This is a genomic window from Kineococcus aurantiacus (assembly GCF_013409345.1).
In the GTDB taxonomy this organism is placed as follows: Bacteria; Actinomycetota; Actinomycetes; order Actinomycetales; family Kineococcaceae; genus Kineococcus; species Kineococcus aurantiacus.
In genome coordinates this window covers 1,924,503-1,945,872 of sequence record NZ_JACCBB010000001.1, presented here as the reverse complement: position 1 = coordinate 1,945,872, position 21,370 = coordinate 1,924,503, and the positions used below count along the sequence as shown (strand labels likewise).

Sequence of the window (21,370 nt, the reverse complement as noted above, 5' to 3'; positions counted from 1 at the left end):
TCACCGACCCCCGAGGACGAGTTCCGCCAGGGCGTCCAGGCCCGGGGCCGTGAGGTCCGGCGGGGTCGCGTGCCGGGGGAACGGCGCGCCGTCGCGGTCCAGCCAGGCGGTGCGCATCCCGGCGGCGGCCGCCCCGTCGAGGTCCCACGGGTGGACGGCCACGAAGAGGACCTCGCCGGGGTCGCGCGCCAGCAGGTCCAGGACGTGGCCGTAGGCGGCGGCGTGCGGCTTCCAACGCCCGACGTCGTCGACGGACAGGACGTGCCGGACGTCACCGCGCACCCCCGAGCCCGTCAGCAGCGCCTCGCAGGACGCCGCCGAGCCGTTGGTGAACGCGACGGTGACGACCCCGTGCTCGTGGAAGCGGCGCAGGCCTGCGGGCACGTCGGGGTGGGTGCGCAGCTCCCCGAAGGCGGCGAGGACGAACTCGACGGCCTCCTCCAGGGGCCGGTCCAGCGCGGCGGTGCCCAGGTCGGTCCGCAGGACGTCGGCGGCGACGTCGGCGAAGGGCAGCGGGGCCGCGCGCAGGGTGCGGGCGAAGCCGTCGCGCAGGACCGAGGGCAGGAACCGGGCCGCGACGTGCGGTCCGGCGCCGACCGCGGCGAGGCGCTCGGCGAGGGGGGTGGTGTCGGACAGGGTCTCGTTGACGTCCAGGACGACGGCGGTGGGTCGCGGCTCGGGGGACACGGACGACCGTAGGGCCGCGGGTGGGCCGGGGCGAGCGGGAGCGAGCGCGGCGGTCGTGGCAGGCTGTTCGGTTCCGACCACTGAGAGTTCTGCACCAGGAGTCACCGTGAGGCGCGCACCCCAGGACCCGCTGGCGGCCGCGATCAGCCGCCCCCGCTGGCGGCGGTGGGCGGCCCGGCTCCCCCCGCGCTGGCTCGCCGGCGGCCCCGCCGTCCGGGCCGGCCGCGGCCTGGTCCTCCTCACCGGCCTCCTCGTCCTGCTCACCGTCCCGCTGCTGGCACCCCCCGCCGGCGACTGGCTCGTCGTCCTCGGCCTCGCCGCCGCCGACCTCGCCCTGCTCGCCGCCAGCACGGCCGTCCCCTGGGACCGGCTGCCCGCGCGCACCCTCCTCGCCTTCCCGCTGGCGCAGATGGCCGGGCTGGCCGTCCTGGGGTCGGCGACCCGCACCGTCACCGGCGCCTACGTGCCCCTGTTCGTCCTGTTCTTCGTCTACGTCGGGCTGCACCTGCCCCCGCGCACCGCCTACTGGCTGCTGCCCGCCGCCCTGCCGCTGTACCTGCTCACCTCCGAGCCCCTCGACGTCCAGGTCGTCGTGCGGACCCTCGTCGTCGCCTGCGTCTGGGTCGTCGTCGCCGAGGTCCTCGCCGGCACGGTCCGCCGGCAGCGCGCCGCCGCCGACCTCCTCGTCCGCGACGCCCGCACCGACCCCCTCACCACCATCGGCAACCGCCGCGACCTGGAGGACCGCATGACCCTCCTGGCCCCCGGGGACACCGTCGTCGTCTGCGACCTCGACCACTTCAAGCAGCTCAACGACACCCGCGGCCACGCCTTCGGCGACCAGGTCCTGCGCGAGTTCGGCGCGATGCTCGCCGGGTCCCTGCGCCGCGGCGACCACGCCGCCCGCTTCGGCGGCGAGGAGTTCGTCCTCCTCCTGCACGGCAGCGGCACCGGCCCGGCCCTCGACGTCGTCGAGCGGCTGCGGCAGACGTGGGCCGAGCGCGGCGGCGCGACGACGTTCTCCGCCGGCTGCGCCACCCTCGACGACGTCACCACCGCCCAGCAGGCCCTCGTCGCCGCCGACGCCGCCCTCTACGCCGCCAAGCGCGCCGGCCGCAACCGCACCCGCAGCGCCGAGGCGGCCGACGGGTGGGGTCCTAGGGTGGAGGCGGAAACCCCCCTCGAACCCTGAAGGAGCGCCCGTGCCCACCCCCGCCGTGCACATCGGACCCGGGAACGACCCCCTGCTGACGGAGGCCGTGGAGCGCGGTGGCGGGGAGGTCGTGGCGCTCGCGGACGCCGAGGCGCTCGTCGTCGTGGGCGGGCACGGGGACCTGCCGGAGCTGCACGACGGGATCCGCTGGGTGCAGCTGCCCTCGGCGGGCATCGAGTCCTGGGTCGAGGCCGGGGTCCTGGACGCCGGTCGCACCTGGACGTCGGCGACCGGGGCGTACTCCTCCTCCGTGGCCGAGGGCGCCGTGGCGCTGCTGCTGGCCGGTGTGCGCGGGATCGGGCGCGCGGCCCGGGCGACGTCGTGGGACAACGAGGCGCTCGACGGGGTGCAGTCGACGCTGCGCGGGTCGACGATCGCGATCGTCGGCGCGGGCGGCATCGGGCGGGCGATGGTCCCGGCGTTCCTGGGGCTGGGCGCGCGCGTGCTGGCCGTCACGCGGCGCGGGCTGCCGGTGGAGGGGGCCTACGAGACGTGGGCCGCCGACCGGGTCGGGGAGGTGTTCGCCGAGGCCGACCACGTGGTGCTGGCGGCGCCGGCGACGTCGGAGACGAAGGCGCTCGTGGGGGCCGCGGAACTGGCGGCGCTGGGCCCGCGGGGGTGGCTGGTGAACATCGCCCGCGGTTCGCTGGTGGACACCGGTGCGCTGGTGGAGGCGTTGCGGGACGGGACGATCGCCGGGGCCGCCCTCGACGTGACCGACCCCGAGCCGCTGCCCGACGGGCACCCGCTGTGGAGCGCGCCGAACGCGATCGTCACGCCGCACTCGACGAACCCCTCGACGCTGCGCGTGCCGCTGCTGGCCGAGCGGGTCACCGAGAACGTGCGCCGGTTCGCGGCCGGGGAGGAACTGCTGGGGCTCGTGGACCTGTCGCGCGGGTACTGAGGGCCCCGGGGGCCCTGGGGGCACCGGGGGCGCGGGGACCGGGGCGGGGCCCTTCGGCGTGCGGCCGGGCGCCGTGCGCGCGACGGTGGGGACGTGCAGACGTTCCTCCCGTACGCCGACTTCGCCCGGTCCGCGGCCGTCCTCGACGGCCCGCGGCTGGGCAAGCAGCGGGTCGAGACGCTGCAGGTCCTGCGGGCCCTGGAACTGCCCGACTACGGCTGGGCGAACCACCCCGCGGTGCGGATGTGGCAGGGTTTCACCCCCGCCCTGGTGGCGTACGGCCTCGCGGTCGTGGCCGAGTGGACGCGCACGGGCCGGGCGGACTCCACGGGCCCGCAGATCGCCGAGTTCGCCCCGGAGGTCGCCTCCCCGGACGGCCCGCCGGGCGGTCCGCCGCTGCCGCCGTGGCTGGGCGACGAGGCGCTGCACCGCAGCCACCGGTCCGCGCTGCTGCGCAAGGACCCCGCGTTCTACCGCCCCCTGTTCGGCGACGAACCCGACGACCTGCCGTACGTGTGGCCCGAGCCGGCGCCGTTCGAGGTGCCCCAGCGCCCGCCGGGGCGGCTCGTGTGGATCGTGCGACCCGCTGCGCCGCAAGCGCTCGCGGAGTTCCTCACCGACGGCGTCGTCGGGCTGGGGACCGAGTCGGGGATCGACGTGGACGTGCGCGGGGCCGCCGAGGGCGCCACGCTGCGGTCCCTGCTGAAGGAGGTCGCGCCGGGGCGCCGGCCCGGCAAGGCGCTGCGCGTCCTGGACACCTTCGTGCACGAACTCGCCCCCGGTGACGAGGTCGCCGTGCCCATCGAGGGGGAGCGGGCGCTGCTGATGGGGGAGGTCGTGGGGGACTACGGGTTCTCCGCGGCCAAGGGGGCGGCGGTGCGCCACCGGCGGCCGGTCCGCTGGGGCGGGCGGGCCGCGCGCTCGGACGTGCGCCCGCCCGCCATGCTCCAGGACCCGCGGACCCTGTTCTGCGTCGACCTGGCCGTCTGAGACCACCACCCGAGGGGGAGCACCGTGCCCGACACCGCAGTCCTCGACGTCGACGGGACGCTCGTCGACACGAACTACCAGCACGCCCTGGCGTGGTTCCGCGCGTTCCGGCGCTTCGACCTCACGCTGCCCGTGTGGCGGCTGCACCGCGCCATCGGGATGGGCGGGGACCAGCTCGTGCGGGCCGTGGCGGGGGAGGAGTTCGACGCCGAGCACGGCGACGACGCCCGCGACGCCTGGACCGAGGAGTTCGCCCCGCTGCTGCCGGAGGTGCAGCCCTTCGCCGGGGCGCGCGACCTGCTGGCGGAGCTGCGCTCGCGCGGCTGGAAGGTCGTCCTGGCCTCCTCGGGCAAGGCCGACCAGGTCGACGCCTACCTGGACCTGCTCGACGCGCGGGAGCTGTGCGACGGCTGGACGACGTCGGAGGACGCCGAGGCCACCAAACCCGCCCCGGACCTGCTGCAGAGCGCGCTGGGGAAGGTCTCGGGCCGGGCCGGGGTGCTGCTGGGGGACTCCACCTGGGACTGCGAGGCGGCCGGGAACGCCGGGATGCCGAGCCTGGCGGTCCGCACCGGCGGGTTCTCGGTGGAGGAGCTCACCGGTGCCGGGGCGGCGGCGGTGTTCGACTCGCTGCCCGCGCTGCTCGACGGCCTGGACCGGACGGCGTTCGCCCGGCCGGACTGACCGGTCAGGCGGTGCGCACCACGGGCTCCGGTCGCAGGGTGCGGGTGCGGCGGGGCACCGTCACGGGCGCCCCGGCGGTGGTGGCGGCCCGCGCGGTCGCCACGGCGGCCGCGACGTCCAGCATGCCCGTGCCGTACCCCGCCGCCCACGGTTGCGGGGCCGCGCTGCCCCGCAGCCACGCCTCGACGGTCGCGACGTCGGCCTGCGGGGCCACCGCCGTCAGCAGGGCTGCGGCCGCGGAGACCATGGGCGCGGAGAACGAGGTCCCCGTCGCCAGCGCGTAGGGGTGGGCGCCGCCGGTGAGCGGTTCCCCCACGGGGATGTCCTCACCGGGGGCGCTGAGGTCGACGAGGGGGTTGTGCTGGGCCCAGGGGGCCGCCGCCCCCGAGGTCGTCGAGGCCGACACGGAGACCACGCCGTCGTAGGAGGCCGGGTACTCCAGCGGGTTGCCGGTGTCGCCGGAGTTGCCGGCCGAGGCGACCACGACGACGCCCCGCGAGATCGCCCACTGCACGACCGCCGCCGTGGTGCGGTTGGACGTCTCACCGCCCAGGGACAGGTTCACCACGTCGGCGCCCGCCTCCACCGCGGCCGTGATGCCCTCGACGACGGCGTCGCTGGGGCAGCCCTGCGCGGTGCAGACCTTCCCGGCCAGGACGGTCACCCCGGGCGCGACCCCGGCGGCGCCCACGGAGTTCTGGTAGGCCCCGGCGAGGACGGTCGCGACCTCGGTGCCGTGCTCCCCGATCTCGGTGGCGGGTTCGGCGGTGAAGTTGCCCAGGGGCTCGACGCGGCCGACGAGGTCCGGGTGCCCGGCGTCGACGCCGGTGTCCAGGACGGCGACCCGCACCCCCGTCCCCCGGGTGCGGTCCCACGCGGCGTAGGCGTCCACGGACGTCAGGTGGTAGGCGTACCGCAGGTAGGGGTCGGAGCCGAGGGTGGTGCGCCGGGGCAGCGGCCGGGTCGTCGCCGGGGCCGGCGCCCACGTGGTGCGGGCCCCGGCGTCACTGACCCCGGGCAGCCGGTCCAGGGCCGTGACGAGCGCGGCCGCGGCGGCCGGGTCCGCCGCCGTGCGCGTCTCCAGGTGCGGCCGGCCGTCGACCCAGCGCAGCGCGTCGACCGCGACCGGTGCGGCGGGGGCGACCGCGGTGGGGGTGGGCCCGGCGGGGGCGACCGGCGCGGCCCCGGCGGCCGGCAGGGGGGCCAGGGCCACCGCGAGCAGGGCGGCGCAGACCGCGGCGGTACGGGCGGGGGTGGGCACGGCAGCTCCCTGGATCGATGGCTCCCGGGTTCCCTCGGACGGCCGGGGCCCGGCCTTGAGGGCCCTTGTGCAACGGCACCGGGGCGGGCTAACTTGTCGAACCGCATCGACGATGCGTATCGACGCCCAGGCGGACGCGGTGGTCCGCTCGACCCGACGGCACGACCGCCCCACGACCCGACGACCGACCAGCACCCGCGGACGGCCCGCCCCCGGACCCCCGCACCCATCGTCGATACGCATCGACGAACCAGCGCCCACGACGCCGTGGGCACGAGGAGAGGAACGACATGGCTCGACACTCGATCCGACGGGGCACGTCCGGCCGCACCCGCGCCGGGCTGGCCGCACTGCTCGTCCTGCCCCTGGCGCTCGGCGCCTGCGGCGGCGGCGCGAAGGGTGGGAGCGCGGCGGGGTCGAGCTCGGACACCCTGCGCGTCCTCGACTACTACAACTCCGAACCCAACGCGAGCCTGTGGAACGAGGCCATCGAGGCCTGCGGCAAGACCGTCGGCATGAAGATCTCCCGCGAGGCCGTCCCCGGCGAGACGCTCATCCAGAAGGTGCTGCAGCAGAGCTCCTCCCGGACGCTGCCCGACGTCCTCATGCTCGACAACCCCGACGTCCAGCAGATCGCCGCCTCCGGTGCGCTGGCCCCGCTGGACGACCTGGGCGTCGACTCCTCCGGCGTCGCCGAGGGCGTCCTGAAGGCCTCCACCTACGAGGGCAAGCTCTACGGCCTGCAGCCGGTCACCAACACGATCGCGCTGTTCTACAACAAGAAGCTCCTCGACGCGGCCGGTGTCACCCCGCCCGCCACGTGGGACGAGCTGAAGGCTGCCGCCGCCAAGCTCACCTCCGGCGACCAGTACGGGTTCGCCATGTCGAACGTCAACACCTACGAGGGCACCTGGCAGTTCCTGCCCTTCATGTGGTCCAACGGCGGGGACGAGAAGGACATCGCCACCCCACAGGTCGCGGCCGCGCTCCAGCTCGACAAGGACCTGCTGACCTCCGGGTCGATGTCGCAGTCGTCGGTGAACTGGACGCAGGCCGACGTCGCCGACCAGTTCGCCGCCGGCAAGGCCGCCATGATGATCAACGGTCCGTGGAACTTCGGGACTCTCGACGAGGCCGAGGGCCTGGAGTACGGCATCGTCCCCATCCCCGTGCCGCAGGCCGGAGGCAAGGCCGTCTCGCCCTTCGGCGGCGAGGCGTGGACCGTCCCGCAGACCGGTGACGAGGCCAAGCAGAAGAAGGCCGCCGAGCTCGTGCAGTGCCTCAACAGCGACGAGAACGAGGTCAAGATCTCGCTCGGCACCGGCACCGTGCCCACCAAACCCGCCCTCGCCGGCCAGGTCACCTCCCAGAACCCCAACCTCACGGCGTTCGCCGACCAGGTCCCCGAGCTGCGCGCCCGCACCGGTGAGCTCGGGCCGGACTGGCCGAAGGCCGCCACGAAGATCTACACGGCCGTCCAGAACGCCCTCGTCGGCGGGATGACGCCGGAGGAAGCGCTCAAGCAGGCTCAGGATGGCTGAGGTCGCCGCCTTCCAGCGGACCACCTCCCCGTCGGTCGTCGAACCGGCGGGGCGGGGGTCCCGGCACCGGCTGCGGACGCGGCTCGTCGAGGTCGCCTTCATCGTCCCGGCCGTGGTGTACCTGGTCCTCTTCTTCGGGTACCCCGTCGTCAAGAACGTCGTCATGGGCTTCCAGGAGTACACGACGAAGACGTTCTACACCGGTGAGGCCCCCTGGGTCGGGCTGGAGAACTACCGCAACGTCCTGGGCAACGCCATCTTCGACCGGTCCCTGCTGAACACGCTGCTGTTCACGGCCGGCTCGATCGCCGGGCAGTTCGTCCTCGGGCTGGCCATCGCGCTGTTCTTCCACAAGCGGTTCGCGCTGTCGGGGGTGCTGCGCTCACTCATCCTGCTGCCGTGGCTCATCCCGATGATCGCCGGGACGGCCGTGTGGCGGTGGATCCTCGACACCGACAACGGGGCGCTGAACCGCATCCTGTCCGCCGTCCCCGGCCTCGACGTCCACCCGGACTGGCTGACCTCGACGTCGCTGGCGCTCGTGGCGGTCATCGGCGTGAACATCTGGCTGGGCATCCCGTTCAACATGACGATCCTCTACGGCGGCCTGCAGGAGATCCCCGAGGAGCTGTACGAGGCCGGGGCCCTCGACGGGGCGACGGGCTGGCGGGCGTTCCGGCACATCACCTGGCCCATGCTGCGCCCGGTCGTCACGGTCGTCCTGGTGCTCGGGGTCGTCTACACGCTGAAGGTCCTCGACGTCATCCTCGGGCTCACCAACGGCGGGCCGGCGAACTCGACGCAGACCATCTCGACGTTCTCCTACGACATGTCCTTCAGGCAGTTCGACTTCGGTGCGGGTGCGGCCCTGGGCAACGTCCTCATCGTCATCTCCCTCGTCTTCGCCGTGGTCTACCTGCGGCTGAACCGGAAGGCGGTCGACGAATGAGCGCGGTGGTCCCCACTCGCACCCGGCCGGCCGGGCGGTCGCCGGAGAAGGTCAAGGCCCCGCGACGGCCCGTGTACACCGTCGTCGGGATCCTCATCCTGGCCTTCATGCTGTTCCCGCTGTACTGGATGGTCAACGTCTCCCTGCAGCCGGCCGGCAACGCCGTCGCCACCCCGTGGCTGCCGTTCGACTTCACCCTCCGCGGGTACACCACGGCCATCTCCGAGCAGGGCCGCAACCTCGTGACGTCGCTGCTCATCAGCCTCGGCTCGGTCGTGTTCAGCCTCCTCGTCGCCACCCCCGCGGCCTACGCCATGGCGCACTTCAAGCTGGGCCGCTGGGCGACCGTGATCCTCTTCGGGATCCTCATCACCCAGATGGTCCCCGGCATCGTCGTCGCCAACGCGCTGTACTCCGCCTACAGCGACCTCGGGCTGCTCAACACCCTGCCGGGCCTCGTCCTGGCCGACTCCGCCGCCGGCATCCCGTTCTCCATCATCCTCATGCGGGCCTTCATGGGCGGCATCCCCGCCTCCATCGTCGAGGCCGCCTACGTCGACGGCGCCGGGCACGTCCGGGCCTTCTTCTCGATCGTCCTGCCCATGAGCCGCAACGCCCTCATCACCGCGGGCCTGTTCACGTTCCTGTTCGCCTGGGGCGACTTCCTGTTCGCCCTGACCCTCACGACGACGGCCGACCTGCGGCCCATCACCCTGGGGCTGTACACCTACGTCGGGAGCTTCGTCGCCGACTGGTCCCCGATCATGGCCACGGCCGTCCTGTCGTCCCTGCCCGCCATCGCCCTGCTCGTCCTGGCCCAGCGGTACGTCGCTGCCGGGGTCACGGGCGGGGCCGTCAAGTCCTAGGAGGACTCCGCATGACCAGCAGCGCCATCAAGGTCACCGTGTGGGGCGAGAACCGCCACGAGCAGCTCGAGCCCGACGTCGCCAAGCGCTACCCGAACGGCATGCACGGTGCCGTCGCCGAGGGCATCGAGGCCAACCTCGGCGAGGGGGTCACCGTCCGCACCGCGACGCTGGACGACCCCGAGCACGGGCTCACCGAGGAGGTCCTGCAGAACACCGACGTCCTCACCTGGTGGGGGCACGCCGCGCACGACGAGGTCTCCGACGAGGTCGTCGACCGCGTCCAGCGGCACGTCCTGGCCGGGATGGGCCTCATCGTCCTGCACTCCGGGCACTGGTCGAAGGTGTTCCAGCGCCTCATGGGCACGAGCTGCACGCTGCGCTGGCGCTCCGAGCACGACCGGGAACTGCTGTGGACGGTCGACCCGACCCACCCCATCGCCCAGGGCGTCCCGCACCCCCTCATCATCGAGGAGGACGAGATGTACGGGGAGTTCTTCGACATCCCCGCCCCCGACGAGATCGTCTTCATCTCCTCCTTCACCGGCGGTGAGGTGTTCCGCTCGGGCATCACGTTCAAGCGCGGCTTCGGCAAGATCTTCTACTTCCGCCCCGGCGACCAGGACTTCCCCACGTACTTCCACGAGGGGGTGCGCAAGGTCATCTCCAACGCCGTCGAGTGGGCCGTCACCGTCCGGCCCGAGCGGACCGACCCGGTCCTGCTGCGCTACGACACCGAGGACTTCTACAACGGCCAGGGCTACCAGGGCGCGCTCGACCCGGAGAAGCAGCAGTGAGGGTCGTCCTCGTCGGGGCCGGCGGCATGGGCAAGGCCTGGCTCGCGACGATCCTGGCCGACCCGGCCGTGGAACTGGCCGGGGTCGTCGACCTCGACCTCGACGTCGCCCGGTCCGCCCTGGCCGACGCGGGGGTCCCGGACCTCCCGGTCGGCACCGACGCCGTGGAGCTGGCCCGGCAGACCGGGGCCGACGCGGTCGTCAACGTCACCGTCCCGCAGGCCCACCACCCCGTCACCACCGCGGCCCTGTTCGCCGGGTACCCCGTCCTGGGGGAGAAACCCGTCGCGCCGACCGTCGCGCAGGCCCTCTCCCTCGTGGCGGCCTCCGAGGCCAGCGGGAAACCGTTCGTGGTCTCCCAGTCCCGGCGGTACAACGCCCACGCGGAGCTGTTCCAGGCCCAGGCGCGGGCGCTGGGGGACCTGGGGTCGCTGGCGACGGAGTTCTTCAAGGCCCCGCACTTCGGCGGGTTCCGCGAGGAGATGGACCACGTCCTGCTCGTCGACATGGCCATCCACCAGTTCGACCTCGCCCGGTTCCTGCTGGAGGCCGAACCCGTCTCGGTGTACTGCGAGGAGTTCAACCCGCCGTGGTCCTGGTACGCCGGGGCCGCCTCGGCGGCGGCGGTGTTCGAGATGTCCAGCGGCGCGCGGTACACGTTCACCGGCAGCTGGTGCGCCCCCGGGCTGGAGACGTCCTGGAACGGGGCCTGGCGCCTGTCCGGGGCCGCGGGGTCGGCGACCTGGGACGGCGACCACGACCCGGTCGTCGAGGGGGCGCAGGCCGGCCCGGCCGCCGACCCGGGGGAGGGGATCGCGGGGTCGCTCGCCGCCTTCACCCGGTTCCTGGCCGACGGGACCCCGCTGTGGGGCGAGGTCCACGACAACGTCCTGAGCCTGGCGATGGTCGAGGCGGCCGTGGAGTCCGCGGCGACGGGCGCGCGCGTCCGGCTCGACGACGTCCTGGACCGCGCCCACGCGCAGGCCGTCGCCGACGAGCGGCGCGACGACGTCCTCGCGGTGCTCAAGGGCTGGGGCTCGGCGCGGGCCGCGCTGCGCCGCTGACCCCGGACGCCCGGCGGGCACCCGCCGGGCGGCCGGGCGCACCCCGCGCCACGCCTGCCGTCCCCGCGTAACCTGGCCCCCGCGTCGAACCGCCGGCCGCCGTCCTCCACCGGAGGTGCCGCCGTGGACCTGCTGTCCCCCAGCGAGGAGCTCTCCCTCGTCATCGCCCGCACCAGCGGGGTCCTGCTGACCGGCGACGTCGTCGGTGTCCTGCTGCCGATGCTCCTCGAACTCGTCCTGGAGACCGTCCCGGGGGCCGACTCCTGCGCCGTGACCGTCGTCGACGGCGCGGGCCGCCCCGCGACCACGGCCGCCAGCGACGCCGTCGCCGCCCGGGCCGACGCCGTCCAGTACACCGCCGGGGAGGGCCCGTGCCTGGCGGCGGTCACCCGCCGCGCGCGCTCGGTGGTCCACGACACCCGCGAGGAGACCCGCTGGCCCCTGTGGGCCGGGGACGTCGCGGCGCTGGGGGTCCGGTCGGTGCTCAGCGTCCCCCTCGTCGCCGGCGACGAGGTGCTGGGGGCCGTCAAGGTGTACGGCCGCGCCCCGCACGCCTTCGACCTGCGCAGCGAGCGGGTGCTGGCCCTGACCGCCGCGCAGGCCGCGCTGCTGCTCGCCGAGGCGCGGGCCGCCGACCGGGGGCGCCACCTCAGCGCCGGGCTCAAGGCGGCCCTGCGCCACCGCGACGTCGTGAACACCGCGCGCGGGGTCCTCATCGGCCGCGACCACGTCGACGAGGAGACCGCCGTGGAGGTCCTGGCCGCCCTCGCCCAGCGCGAGGGGCGGCCCCTGCACGTCGTGGCCCGGTCCCTGGTCGACGCCGCGACCCGCCGACGACCGTGACGGGCCCGGCGACCGGCCGCGGGGCCGCCGAGGACGACCAGCGGCGCGCCCTGCGGCGGGCGCTGGCGCACCGCGACCTCACGGTGGGGGACCTGTGGGGCAGGTTCTTCGCGATGGGCGGGTCGGTCGGGCCCGGTGACGTCGAGGACTTCCTCGCGGGCGGGTCGCTGCCCGCGCTCGAGCGGACGCTGCTGGCGCTCGCCGCCAACGAGCGGCTGACCGAGCGGGTGGCCGCCCTGCGCGTCCCGCCGAGCCGGGAGCGGGCCGTGCCCCCGCCGGCCGGGCGCGCCGGGTCGGCCCTGGCCGCGGTGCTGCAAGAGGCCCGGCGCGCGGCGGCGGGCGAGCTGGGCGTCGTCGTCGACCGGGCCGGTCGCGCCCTCGGCGTCCGGGCCGTGCTGTACCTGGCCGACGACGAGCAGCGGTCCCTGGTCCCGTTCGACCCCCCGCGCGGGGAACGGGCCCGCCGCCCGCTGTCGATCGAGCGCACCCTGCCGGGCCGGGCGTTCCGGCTGGGGCGCACCCAGACCGCGCTGACCGGGCGCCCGCGCTGGTGGATCCCCGTCCTGGACGGCGCGCACCGGACCGGGGTCCTCGACGTCGCCCCGGCGAACCGGCACGACCTGCGCGACCCGTTGCTGCGCCGCGAGTTCGAGGTGCTGGCCCGGCTGATCGGGCGGATGGTGACCGCCTCGGCCACCACCGGGGACGCCGTCGAGGTGGCCCGGCAGGCGCACCCGCGCTCCCCCGCGGCGGAACTGGTGTGGCGGCTGCTGCCCCCGCTGACGGCCGACACGGGCCGCTTCAGCGTCAGCGGCCTGCTCGAACCGGCCGCCGACGTGGGCGGCGACGTCTTCGACTACGCGCTCGCGGCCGACCACGTCGACCTCGCGGTGCTCGACGCCATGGGCCACGCCCTGGGGGCCGGGCTCATGGCCTCGGCCGCGCTGGCGGCCTACCGCGCGTGCCGGCGCGCGGGCGGCGGTCTGCTGGCGCAGGCGGCCGCCGTCGACGACGTCCTCGTCACCCACTTCCCCGACGCCCTCGTCACGGGGGTGCTGCTGCACCTGGACCTGGGGACGGGCCGGCTGACGTACGTGGGGGCGGGGCACCCCGCCCCGGTCGTGCTGCGCGCCGGGCGCGCGGTCGCCGACCTCGACGGGGGCCGGCGCACGCCCTTCGGCCTGCCGGTGCCCGGCCCGGACGCGGTGGGGGAGGCGTCCCTGGAACCGGGGGACTGGATCGCCCTGCACACCGACGGGGTGGAGGAGGCGCGCGACGCGGCCGGGGAGTTCTTCGGCCGCCCCCGGCTGGTGGACTTCCTCGAACGGGCCGTGGCCGCCGACCTCGGCCCGGCGGAGACGGCCCGGCGCCTCCTGCGCGCGATCATGGAGCACCAGGGCGACGCGCTGCAGGACGACGCGACGGTCCTGCTGGCCCGCTGGCGGGGCGAGGACCCCCACCCCCGTGATCAAGCACTGCCGTGATCGAGCACTCCTGGCCACGAGTGCTCGATCACGGCGGGGTGGTTGTGGGGGGTGGGGGGAGTGGACTACCGTCGCGGCGTCGCCACGTCGATACGCATCGACACCGCGCGACGACAGGGAGGGGGCGGGGTGGCCCGGGCAGCAGCGCGGACCGTGACGAGCAAGGACGTGGCGCGCGTCGCCGGCGTCTCGCAGTCGACGGTCTCGTACGTCATGAGCGGCAAGCGGCCGATCTCGGAGAAGACCCGGCGCCTCGTCGAGGACGCCATCGAGCAGCTCACCTACCTGCCGAACGCGGGCGCGCGGGCGCTGGCCAGCCAGCGCACCCAGGTGATCGCCGTGGCCATGCCCTTCGACCCCACCTCCGGCGCGGCCGGGCTCATGGCGTTCATCGAGGAGATCACCCTCGCCGCGCGCCGGCGCGACCACGACGTCCTGCTCGTGACGGCCGCCGAGGGCGTCGACGGGCTGCGCCGGGTGGCCGGCGGGGCGCGGTGCGACGCGATCGTCGTCATGGAGGTCCGCACCGACGACCCCCGCGCCCGGATCGCCCGCGACCTGCGCGTGCCGACGATGTTCGTGGGGTTCCCGGCCGACCGCGAGGGCCTGCACTGCATCGACTTCGACTTCGAGGGCGGTGCGCGGCTGCTCGTGGCCGAACTGGCGCACCACCGGCGCGTCACCGTCCTGGGGTGGGGGCCCGAGGTCGTCGAGCGCGACCTGAACTACGTCCGGCGGTTCCGGGTGGCGGCCGAGGAGACGGCCGCGGCGCGGGGGGTGGAGCTGGACTGGGTGCCCGTGGGGCACGACCGCGTCGAGGAGCAGGTCCGCGAGGTCCTCGACGCCGGGAGCCGGGCCCTGCTCGTCACGACGCACCTGGCGCGCGTCGTCCACGCCGTCCAGGGGACCGGGTTGCGGCCCGGCACCGACCTGGACCTCGTCGCGCTGGCCACCGACGCCGACGCCACGGCCTTCCCCGTGCCGGTGACGGCGGTCTCCCAGCACCCCCGCGACGTCTCCCGGCAGGCCCTGCAGCGGCTCTTCGAACTCCTCGACGGCGGTGCCCGCGACACCGGCGTGCGGCTCGTGCCGGCCTCGCTCGTGCGCCGCTCCTCCGTCCGCCCCACCGGTTCCACGCGCTGAACCGGGTCAGTACCATCCGCAGCAGGAAGAACCACGACGCCGACGTCCGGGAGGACTCCCCAGCATGTCCGCTGACCAGAACGCACTGCCGGAGCTGGGGGTCGCCGTCGTCGGCCACTCCTTCATGGGGGCGGTGCACTCGCACGCGTGGCGCAGCGTCGACCACGTCGGGACCCCCCGGTTCCGCACCCGGCGGGTCGCCCTCGCCGGCCGTGACGCCGCCCGCGCGCAGGCCGCGGCCGTCCAGTTCGGCTGGGAGGAGGGGGTCGACGACTGGCGTTCGCTCATCGAGCGCGACGACGTCCAGGTCATCGACATCCTGACCCCCGGCGACTCCCACGCCGAGATCGCCGTCGCGGCCCTGGAGGCCGGCAAGCACGTCATCTGCGAGAAGCCGCTGGCCAAGGACGTGGCCGAGGCCCGGCGCATGACCGAGGCCGCGCAGGCCGCCGCCGCGAAGGGCGTGCGGTCGATGGTGGCGTTCAACTACCGCCAGGTCCCCGCGATCGGGCTGGCCAAGCAGCTCGTGGACGCCGGCCGCCTCGGCGAGGTCCGCCAGGTGCGCGCGGTGTACCTGCAGGACTGGATCGTCGACCCCGACTTCCCGCTGACCTGGCGGCTGCAGAAGGACCGCTCCGGCGCCGGGGCGCTGGGCGACATCGGTTCGCACATCATCGACGCGGCGCAGTTCATCACCGGCCAGCGCCTGACCGGCGTCTCCGGCACGGTCGAGACGTTCGTCAAGCGCCGCCCGCTGGAGGCGACCCGCACGGGCGCGAACACGGGCCTGGGCGCGGAGGCGTCGAGCGAGTACGGCGACGTGACCGTCGACGACGCCGCCGTGTTCTTCGGCCGCGGCGACGGCGGGGCGCTCATGACGTTCGAGGCCACCCGGATGGCGCTGGGCCGCAAGAACGGCATGCGGATCGAGGTGAACGGGTCGAAGGGCTCGGTCGCGTTCGACTTCGAGTCGATGAACGAGCTGCACTTCTTCGACGGCACCCTGCCCGCCGCCGAGAACGGTTTCCGCCGCATCCTGGCGACCGAGCCGGAGCACCCCGGGGTGTCGAACTGGTGGCCGGCCGGGCACGGCCTGGGGTACGACCACCCGTTCGTGCACGAGCTGCAGGAGTTCCTGGGCGCCATCGCCGACGAGCGCGACCCGTCCCCGAGCTTCGCCGACGGCCTGCAGGTCCAGCAGGTGCTGGAAGCGGTGCAGCGCAGCGCCGAGAACGACTCGGCCTACACGCAGATCTGAGGAGGAGAACCATGGCTGAACCGCTGAAGTCCCCCCGCCCGGTCACCCTGTTCACGGGGCAGTGGGCCGACCTGCCGTTCGAGGAGGTCTGCCGCCTGGCCTCCGAGTGGGGTTTCGACGGCCTGGAGATCGCCACCTGGGGCGACCACCTGGACTCCACCCGCGGCGCCACCGACGACGACTACATCGCCGAGAAGAAGGCGACGCTGGAGAAGTACGGCCTGAAGGTGTGGACGATCTCGGCGCACCTGTCCGGCCAGGCCGTGTGCGACCTCATCGACGAGCGCCACCAGGACATCGTGTCCGTGGACGTGTGGGGCGACGGCGACCCCGAGGGCGTGCGGCAGCGCGCGGCGGAGTACGTCAAGGACACCGCGCGCACCGCGGCCCGCCTGGGCGTGAAGACGGTCACCGGGTTCACCGGCTCGTCGGTGTGGCACACCGTGGCGATGTTCCCCCCCACCCCCGAGGCGATGGTCGAGCGCGGGTACCGGGACTTCGCGGACCGCTGGAACCCCATCATCGACGTGTTCGACGAGGTCGGCGTGAAGTTCGCCCTCGAGGTGCACCCCTCGGAGGTCGCGTACGACTACTGGACGACGAAGCGGACGCTGGAGGCCATCGGCCACCGCGAGGGTTTCGGCCTGAACTTCGACCCGTCGCACTTCGTGTGGCAGGACCTGGACCCGGTGCCGTTCCTGCGCGACTACGCCGACCGGATCTACCACGTGCACTGCAAGGACTCCCGCAAGCAGCTCGACGGCCGCAACGGCCGGCTGGGGTCGCACCTGGCGTGGGCGGACTCCCGCCGGGGGTGGGACTTCACCTCGGTCGGGCACGGTGACGTGCCGTGGGAGCTGATCTTCCGCGAGCTGAACAACATCGGCTACGCCGGGCCGACGAGCGTGGAGTGGGAGGACGCCGGCATCGACCGGCTGCACGGGGCGCCGGACGCGCTGGCCTTCGTGCGCGGTCTGGGGCAGTTGTTCCAGCCCCCGGCGGCGGCCTTCGACGCCGCCTTCAGCAGCAAGGGCTGAACCGGCCGGGACGCCGGGGGAGCGGTCGGCCCCCGGTGTCCCCGGTCCGCCGGGGAACCGCCGCGTCCCCGGCTGCGTCCCAGGTCAACCCCCTGTCGTAGCGGTCCGTGACCGCGCAGGCACAGCAGGTGTGGCACATGTCACAGAGATCACCCGCCGGGGGCACAGGCTGGTTGAGTGCGGAGCATGACGACGCTCGCCCGGCGCCCCCTCTCCACGACCCGGCTGGCCGCCCTGACGCTGGCCGCCTCCGCGACCGCTCTGACCTCCCTCGCCCTGGCCGCCCCGGCCACGGCCGTCGAGATCGGCCCCGCCGCGGTCCCCGCCCCCGACCCCGCGGCCCTGCAGGTCCTCGACCGCACCAACGCCGCCCGCAGCGCCGCCGGCTGCGCCCCCCTCCGGCTCGACCCCGCCCTCGACGAGGCCGCCGCCCGGCACACCCGCGACATGGCCGTCAACGGGGTCATGAGCCACACCGGCACCGACGGCAGCAGCCCCCGCACCCGCCTGGCCGCCCAGGGCGTCAGGCCGTGGCTCACCGCCGAGAACGTCGCCTTCGGCTACGACGCGGCCGGTGTCGTCGACGCCTGGCTGGCCAGCCCCGGCCACCGCCGCAACCTGCTCGACTGCCGCCTGCGCAGCGTCGGGATCGCCGAGCAGCGGGGCGCCACGGGCACCTACTGGACCCAGGTGCTCGCCGGCTGAGGACCGCCTCCAGCGCGCTGACCCGGCCCCGCCGGGGGCATGCTGGGGGGTGCGCGGAACCCGGCCGGCGCGCGCGGCGTCGCACGGTCGGGCGCCGCGGGGGTGCGAGGGTCGCACCCGGAGCGCCGGGAGGTCGTGGTGGCGGGAGCGCCGTGGTGGGAGGAGTTCGGCGCCGCGACGGCGCCGCCGGCCACCGGGACCGTCGAGGCCCCCGCACCGCCCGTCACCCACCACCCCGGACCGCCGCCCGCCGCCCCGGTGCCCCGGCCCCCGCGGGGGCTGCAGGTCACCGCGGCCGTGCTGTCCGTCGTCCTGCTGGCGCTGCTGGGCCTGCTCGCCGCCCGGCGCCTCGCCGCGCCCGGCCCGCCGACGGCGGCCGGGACGGGGGTCCCCACCGCCGTCTCCGCGCTGCCCTCCCCGACCGCGGCGACCGCGGCCGGGGGGTCGGGCACGCCCGGCGCGTCCGGGTCGTCCAGGTCGTCCGGGTCGTCCAGGGGCGCCGCCGCCGACGCGGCCGCCACCGCCGAGCTGCAGCGGCTGCGGCAGCAGGGGCTCACCGCCCACCCCCCGCGGGGGCAGTGGGTCGCCCAGCTCGCGGCCAAGAGCGTCGGGACCACCGACCCCGGCCAGACCGCCGCCAACGGCAGCAGCACCTTCTACGCCGCCGACATCCTCGCCCAGAGCCGCCAGATCGCCTCCGGCGTCGCCGGCGGGGACGTCTTCGTGCTGCGGACCACCGACTTCGGCGACGGCCTCGTCGACGCCCGCGGCAACCCCTACTGGGTGACGCTGGCCGCCGGGCCCTTCGCCGACGCCGACGACGTGCGCACCTGGTGCGCCAGCATGTTCGCCGACACCCCCGCCGGCGACCGCGGCAACGTGTGCCTGCCCAAGCAGCTCACCCCGCCGGGTGGGCGCTGACGGCGGCCGCCGCCCGCAGCAGCCCCAGCAGGTCCCCCTCCGGCAGCGGCCGGCTGTACAGGTAGCCCTGGACGGTGTCGCAGCCGTGACCGCGCAGCAGGTCGGCCTGCTGCGCCGTCTCGACGCCCTCGGCGACCACCGACAGGCCCAGCGCCGAGCCCAGGCTCAGCACGGCCCGCACCACCGCGTCGCAGCTGGGGTCGCGGCCCAGCCCCGCCACGAACGTCAGGTCGACCTTCAGCAGGTCCACGGGCAGCTCGGTCAGCCGCGCCAGGCTGGAGTAGCCCGTGCCGAGGTCGTCGATGGCGATGCGGACCCCCGCGTCCCGCAGCCGCTGCAGGTCCCCCCGCAGCGAGTGCGTGATGCGCGGCATCGTCGTCTCGGTCAGCTCCAGCACCAGCCGGTGCGCGGCCACGCCGTGCCGCCCCAGCGCGTCCAGGACGTCCTCGCTGAGGTTGCCCGACTCCAGCTGGCGGCCGGAGACGTTGACGTGCACGTCCGGGGCGGCCGCGCCCAGCGCCGCGCCCCACGAGGCCGCCAGCCGGCACGACTCGTCCAGCACCCGCCGGCCCAGCGCCAGCACCAGGGGGCTGTCCTCGGCCACGTCGAGGAACTCCGCCGGCGACAGCAGCCCCCGCTGCGGGTGCTGCCAGCGCACGAGGGTCTCCACCGCCACCGGGTGGCCCGTCGCCAGGTCCACCACGGGCTGGCCGTGCAGGACGAGCTCGTCGCGGGCCAGGGCCGTGCGCAGCTCGGGCAGCAGCCGCGCGGCGCGGTGGGTGCGGACGTCGGTGTCGTCGTCGAGGTGCACGCGGTTCTTGCCCGCGCGCTTGGCCTCGTACATCGCCCCGTCGGCGCGCGCCAGGGCGTGCTCGGCGCCGCTGAGGCCGCCCGTCCCCCCGCCCGGGGAGGCCAGGTGGGTCCCGATGCTGACCCCCACGTTGAACGTGCCCGCCGCCACCGTCACCGGGGCCCGCAGGGCCTCCAGCAGCCGGCGCGCGACGACCCCCAGGTCCTGCGGGCCCGACAGGTCCGGGCACACGACCGCGAACTCGTCCCCGCCCAGGCGCGCCAGGGTGTCCCCGGGGCGCAGGCACGCGCCGAACCGCGCGGCCACCTCGCGCAGCAGGTCGTCGCCCGCGCCGTGCCCGGCGGAGTCGTTGACGGCCTTGAACCCGTCGAGGTCGCAGAAGAAGACGCCCACCCCGGTGCCGGTGCGGCCCGCGGCGGCCAGCGCGTGCTCCAGGCGGTCGTGCAGCAGCGTCCGGTTCGGCAGGCCCGTCAGGGCGTCGTGCAGGGCCTGGTGGCGCAGGGCCAGCTCGGCGGCCTTGCGCGCGGTGACGTCCTCGACCAGGCACAGCAGCTGCGGTTCGCCGTCCTCGCTGGTGCTCATGGCGGTGGCCGACACCAGGCCCCAGCGCACGGTGCCGTCGGCGTGCCGGAAGCGCTGCTCGAGCTGCCCGTGGGTGCGCTCGCCCAGCAGGAAGGGCGCGAACGCCAGCAGGATGTCGGCCTGCTCGTCGGGGTGGACCAGGTCGTGGACCTCCCGGCCGACCAGCTCGGCCGTGGTCCGGCCCGTGAACCGGCGCATCGTGGAGTTGACCTGCAGGACCCGGCCGGCGTCCCGCTCGCCCAGGCCGAGGATGAGCATCCCCACGGGGGCGGTGTCGAACGCCAGCCGGAAGCGCTGCTCGGAGGCCGCCAGCCGCTGCCGGTCCGCGCGCTTGCCGGTGACGTCCTCGACGTGGGTCACCGAGAACCGGGGCACCCCGTCGCCGTCGCGGAGCACCGCGGCGTCCAGCGCGACCCAGATGACCTCGCCGTCGGCGCGCACGTACCGCTTCTCGAAGTGCAGGCTGGGCACCTCGCCGTCGACCAGCAGGCGCAGCTGCTCCCGGGACAGGTCCCGGTCCCCGGGGTGGGTGACGTCGGCGAACGTCTTGCCCAGCAGCTCCTCGCGGGAGTAGCCGAGCATCGCGCAGACGGCGGGGTTGGTGTCGGTGAACCGGCCGGCGAGCTCGCCGGTGAGGGCGGTCAGCAGCACCCCCGTGGGGGCCTGGGTGAAGGCCAGGCTGAACCGCTCCTGGGCCTCGCGCAGCTCCCGCTCCAGGCGGCGGCGGTCGGTGACGTCCCGGGCGGCGGCGTACACCCGCTGCCGCCCCCCGGCCTCGACGGGCGTCAGGGTCAGTTCGACGGTCAGCTCCCGGCCGTCGCGGTGCCGGGCCGGCACCTCGACGGTGCCGGGCAGGTGCCGGACCCCGGTGCCCAGGTAGCGGGTCAGGCCCGCGCTGTGGGCGGCGGCCGCCGACGGCGGCACGATCGTCTCGACGAGGGTGCGGCCCAGCGCCTCCGCGGCCGGCCAGCCGAACACCCGCTCGGCGGCGCCGTTCCAGGACGTGATGCGCTGGTCGGCGTCGACGGCCACGAAGGCGTCGCTCGTGGCGTCCAGGACCAGCCGCAGCTCCGCGTCGCGGGCGGCCAGCCGCTCGGCGACGCGGGCCCGGCGGCGGCGCTCGAACAGCGCGACGACGACCCGGGCCAGACCCCGCAGGGCCTCCAGCCGGTCGGCGGGCACCTCCCCCGGTGCGGTGTCGAAGACGCACAGGCTGCCCAGGGCGTGGCCGTCGGGGTCCAGCAGCGGGGCCGAGGCGTACAGCCGCACCCGGCCCAGCCGGCCGTCGACCCACGGGTTGGCCCGGAACCGCTCGTCCAGGGCGGCGTCGGGGACGTGGACGACCTCGCCGTCGGTGAAGTGCAGCGCGCACATCGAGTCGGCGCGCGCGGAGTCGGCGCCCTCGAACCCGACGGTGGTGAGCTGGCACTGGCGGTGCTCGTCGATGAGGTTCAGCGTCGCGTGCGGCACCCCCGCCACCAGGGCCGCGGCGCGCACGACGTCGTCGAGCTCGGCGTCGGCCGGCGCGTCCAGCACGCCGTAGCGGTGCAGCGCCGCCACCCGTTCGGCCTCGGCGCGGTCCGGCAGCGTCAGGGGGAGCGGGAGGAGCGTCACGCTCGCCCTCATCGGC

Annotated in this window: 19 protein-coding genes; 16 read left to right on the top strand and 3 right to left on the bottom strand. The window is 75.2% G+C overall.

Annotated elements, in window-relative coordinates; genetic code table 11:
- A complete protein-coding gene (locus BJ968_RS09380; RefSeq protein ID WP_179751196.1) occupies positions 1 to 687 on the bottom strand; it encodes a haloacid dehalogenase type II in 687 nt (228 codons plus the stop codon).
- A 106-nt stretch (positions 688 to 793) separates the two neighbouring features.
- Between BJ968_RS09380 and BJ968_RS25590 the strand changes: the two genes are divergently transcribed.
- The 4 genes from BJ968_RS25590 (at position 794) to BJ968_RS09360 (ending at position 4,478) form a co-directional block, all read left to right on the top strand.
- The gene (locus BJ968_RS25590; protein WP_179751194.1) at positions 794 to 1,879 is read left to right on the top strand and encodes a diguanylate cyclase; all 1,086 of its coding nucleotides are present in this window, start codon (positions 794 to 796) and stop codon (positions 1,877 to 1,879) included.
- Between the two features lie 10 nt (positions 1,880 to 1,889).
- Positions 1,890 to 2,804, top strand: a complete 915-nt coding sequence (locus BJ968_RS09370) for an NAD(P)-dependent oxidoreductase (protein WP_179751192.1) — start codon at positions 1,890 to 1,892, stop codon at positions 2,802 to 2,804.
- Between the two features lie 93 nt (positions 2,805 to 2,897).
- Positions 2,898 to 3,794, top strand: coding sequence for an MSMEG_6728 family protein (locus tag BJ968_RS09365; RefSeq protein WP_179751190.1), 897 nt, complete (start codon positions 2,898 to 2,900; stop codon positions 3,792 to 3,794).
- A gap of 24 nt (positions 3,795 to 3,818) precedes the next feature.
- Positions 3,819 to 4,478, top strand: coding sequence for an HAD hydrolase-like protein (locus BJ968_RS09360; protein ID WP_179751188.1), 660 nt, complete (start codon positions 3,819 to 3,821; stop codon positions 4,476 to 4,478).
- Positions 4,479 to 4,482: 4 nt separating this feature from the next.
- Here BJ968_RS09360 and BJ968_RS09355 read toward each other — a convergent pair whose 3' ends face one another.
- Complete coding sequence (locus BJ968_RS09355; protein WP_179751186.1) at positions 4,483 to 5,739, bottom strand: S8 family serine peptidase; 1,257 nt, start codon at positions 5,737 to 5,739, stop codon at positions 4,483 to 4,485.
- 290 nt (positions 5,740 to 6,029) lie between these two features.
- On the opposite strand from BJ968_RS09355, the gene BJ968_RS09350 reads away from it, so the two are divergent.
- The 12 genes from BJ968_RS09350 (at position 6,030) to BJ968_RS09295 (ending at position 18,347) form a co-directional block, all read left to right on the top strand.
- Positions 6,030 to 7,280: a sugar ABC transporter substrate-binding protein gene (locus BJ968_RS09350; protein ID WP_179751184.1), complete on the top strand. Its 1,251-nt coding sequence runs from the start codon at positions 6,030 to 6,032 to the stop codon at positions 7,278 to 7,280.
- Positions 7,273 to 8,229, top strand: a complete 957-nt coding sequence (locus BJ968_RS09345) for a carbohydrate ABC transporter permease (RefSeq protein WP_179751182.1) — start codon at positions 7,273 to 7,275, stop codon at positions 8,227 to 8,229. The genes BJ968_RS09350 and BJ968_RS09345 overlap by 8 nt, the downstream gene beginning before the upstream one ends.
- Positions 8,226 to 9,095, top strand: a complete 870-nt coding sequence (locus BJ968_RS09340) for a carbohydrate ABC transporter permease (RefSeq protein ID WP_179751180.1) — start codon at positions 8,226 to 8,228, stop codon at positions 9,093 to 9,095. The genes BJ968_RS09345 and BJ968_RS09340 overlap by 4 nt, the downstream gene beginning before the upstream one ends.
- Before the next feature lie 11 nt (positions 9,096 to 9,106).
- Positions 9,107 to 9,892, top strand: coding sequence for a ThuA domain-containing protein (locus BJ968_RS09335; protein ID WP_179751178.1), 786 nt, complete (start codon positions 9,107 to 9,109; stop codon positions 9,890 to 9,892).
- A complete protein-coding gene (locus BJ968_RS09330) occupies positions 9,889 to 10,956 on the top strand; it encodes a Gfo/Idh/MocA family protein (RefSeq protein WP_179751176.1) in 1,068 nt (355 codons plus the stop codon). The genes BJ968_RS09335 and BJ968_RS09330 overlap by 4 nt, the downstream gene beginning before the upstream one ends.
- 123 nt (positions 10,957 to 11,079) lie before the next feature.
- On the top strand, positions 11,080 to 11,799 hold the full coding sequence (locus tag BJ968_RS09325; RefSeq protein WP_179751174.1) for a GAF domain-containing protein: 720 nt from the start codon (positions 11,080 to 11,082) through the stop codon (positions 11,797 to 11,799).
- On the top strand, positions 11,796 to 13,283 hold the full coding sequence (locus BJ968_RS26500) for a SpoIIE family protein phosphatase (RefSeq protein WP_218884955.1): 1,488 nt from the start codon (positions 11,796 to 11,798) through the stop codon (positions 13,281 to 13,283). Before BJ968_RS09325 ends, BJ968_RS26500 begins: the two co-directional genes overlap by 4 nt.
- Before the next feature lie 153 nt (positions 13,284 to 13,436).
- On the top strand, positions 13,437 to 14,426 hold the full coding sequence (locus BJ968_RS09315) for a LacI family DNA-binding transcriptional regulator (protein WP_179751172.1): 990 nt from the start codon (positions 13,437 to 13,439) through the stop codon (positions 14,424 to 14,426).
- A gap of 64 nt (positions 14,427 to 14,490) precedes the next feature.
- Complete coding sequence (locus tag BJ968_RS09310; RefSeq protein ID WP_179751170.1) at positions 14,491 to 15,684, top strand: Gfo/Idh/MocA family protein; 1,194 nt, start codon at positions 14,491 to 14,493, stop codon at positions 15,682 to 15,684.
- An 11-nt stretch (positions 15,685 to 15,695) separates the two neighbouring features.
- Positions 15,696 to 16,721, top strand: coding sequence for a sugar phosphate isomerase/epimerase family protein (locus BJ968_RS09305; protein ID WP_179751169.1), 1,026 nt, complete (start codon positions 15,696 to 15,698; stop codon positions 16,719 to 16,721).
- Positions 16,722 to 16,907: 186 nt separating this feature from the next.
- Positions 16,908 to 17,426 (top strand): CAP domain-containing protein, encoded by a 519-nt coding sequence (locus BJ968_RS09300; RefSeq protein WP_179751167.1) that lies wholly within the window; start codon positions 16,908 to 16,910, stop codon positions 17,424 to 17,426.
- 102 nt (positions 17,427 to 17,528) lie between these two features.
- On the top strand, positions 17,529 to 18,347 hold the full coding sequence (locus tag BJ968_RS09295) for a hypothetical protein (protein ID WP_218884954.1): 819 nt from the start codon (positions 17,529 to 17,531) through the stop codon (positions 18,345 to 18,347).
- Here BJ968_RS09295 and BJ968_RS09290 read toward each other — a convergent pair.
- Complete coding sequence (locus BJ968_RS09290; protein ID WP_179751163.1) at positions 18,325 to 21,354, bottom strand: PAS domain S-box protein; 3,030 nt, start codon at positions 21,352 to 21,354, stop codon at positions 18,325 to 18,327. The two genes, BJ968_RS09295 and BJ968_RS09290, sit on opposite strands and share 23 nt — an antisense overlap.
- Positions 21,355 to 21,370 lie beyond the last annotated feature (16 nt).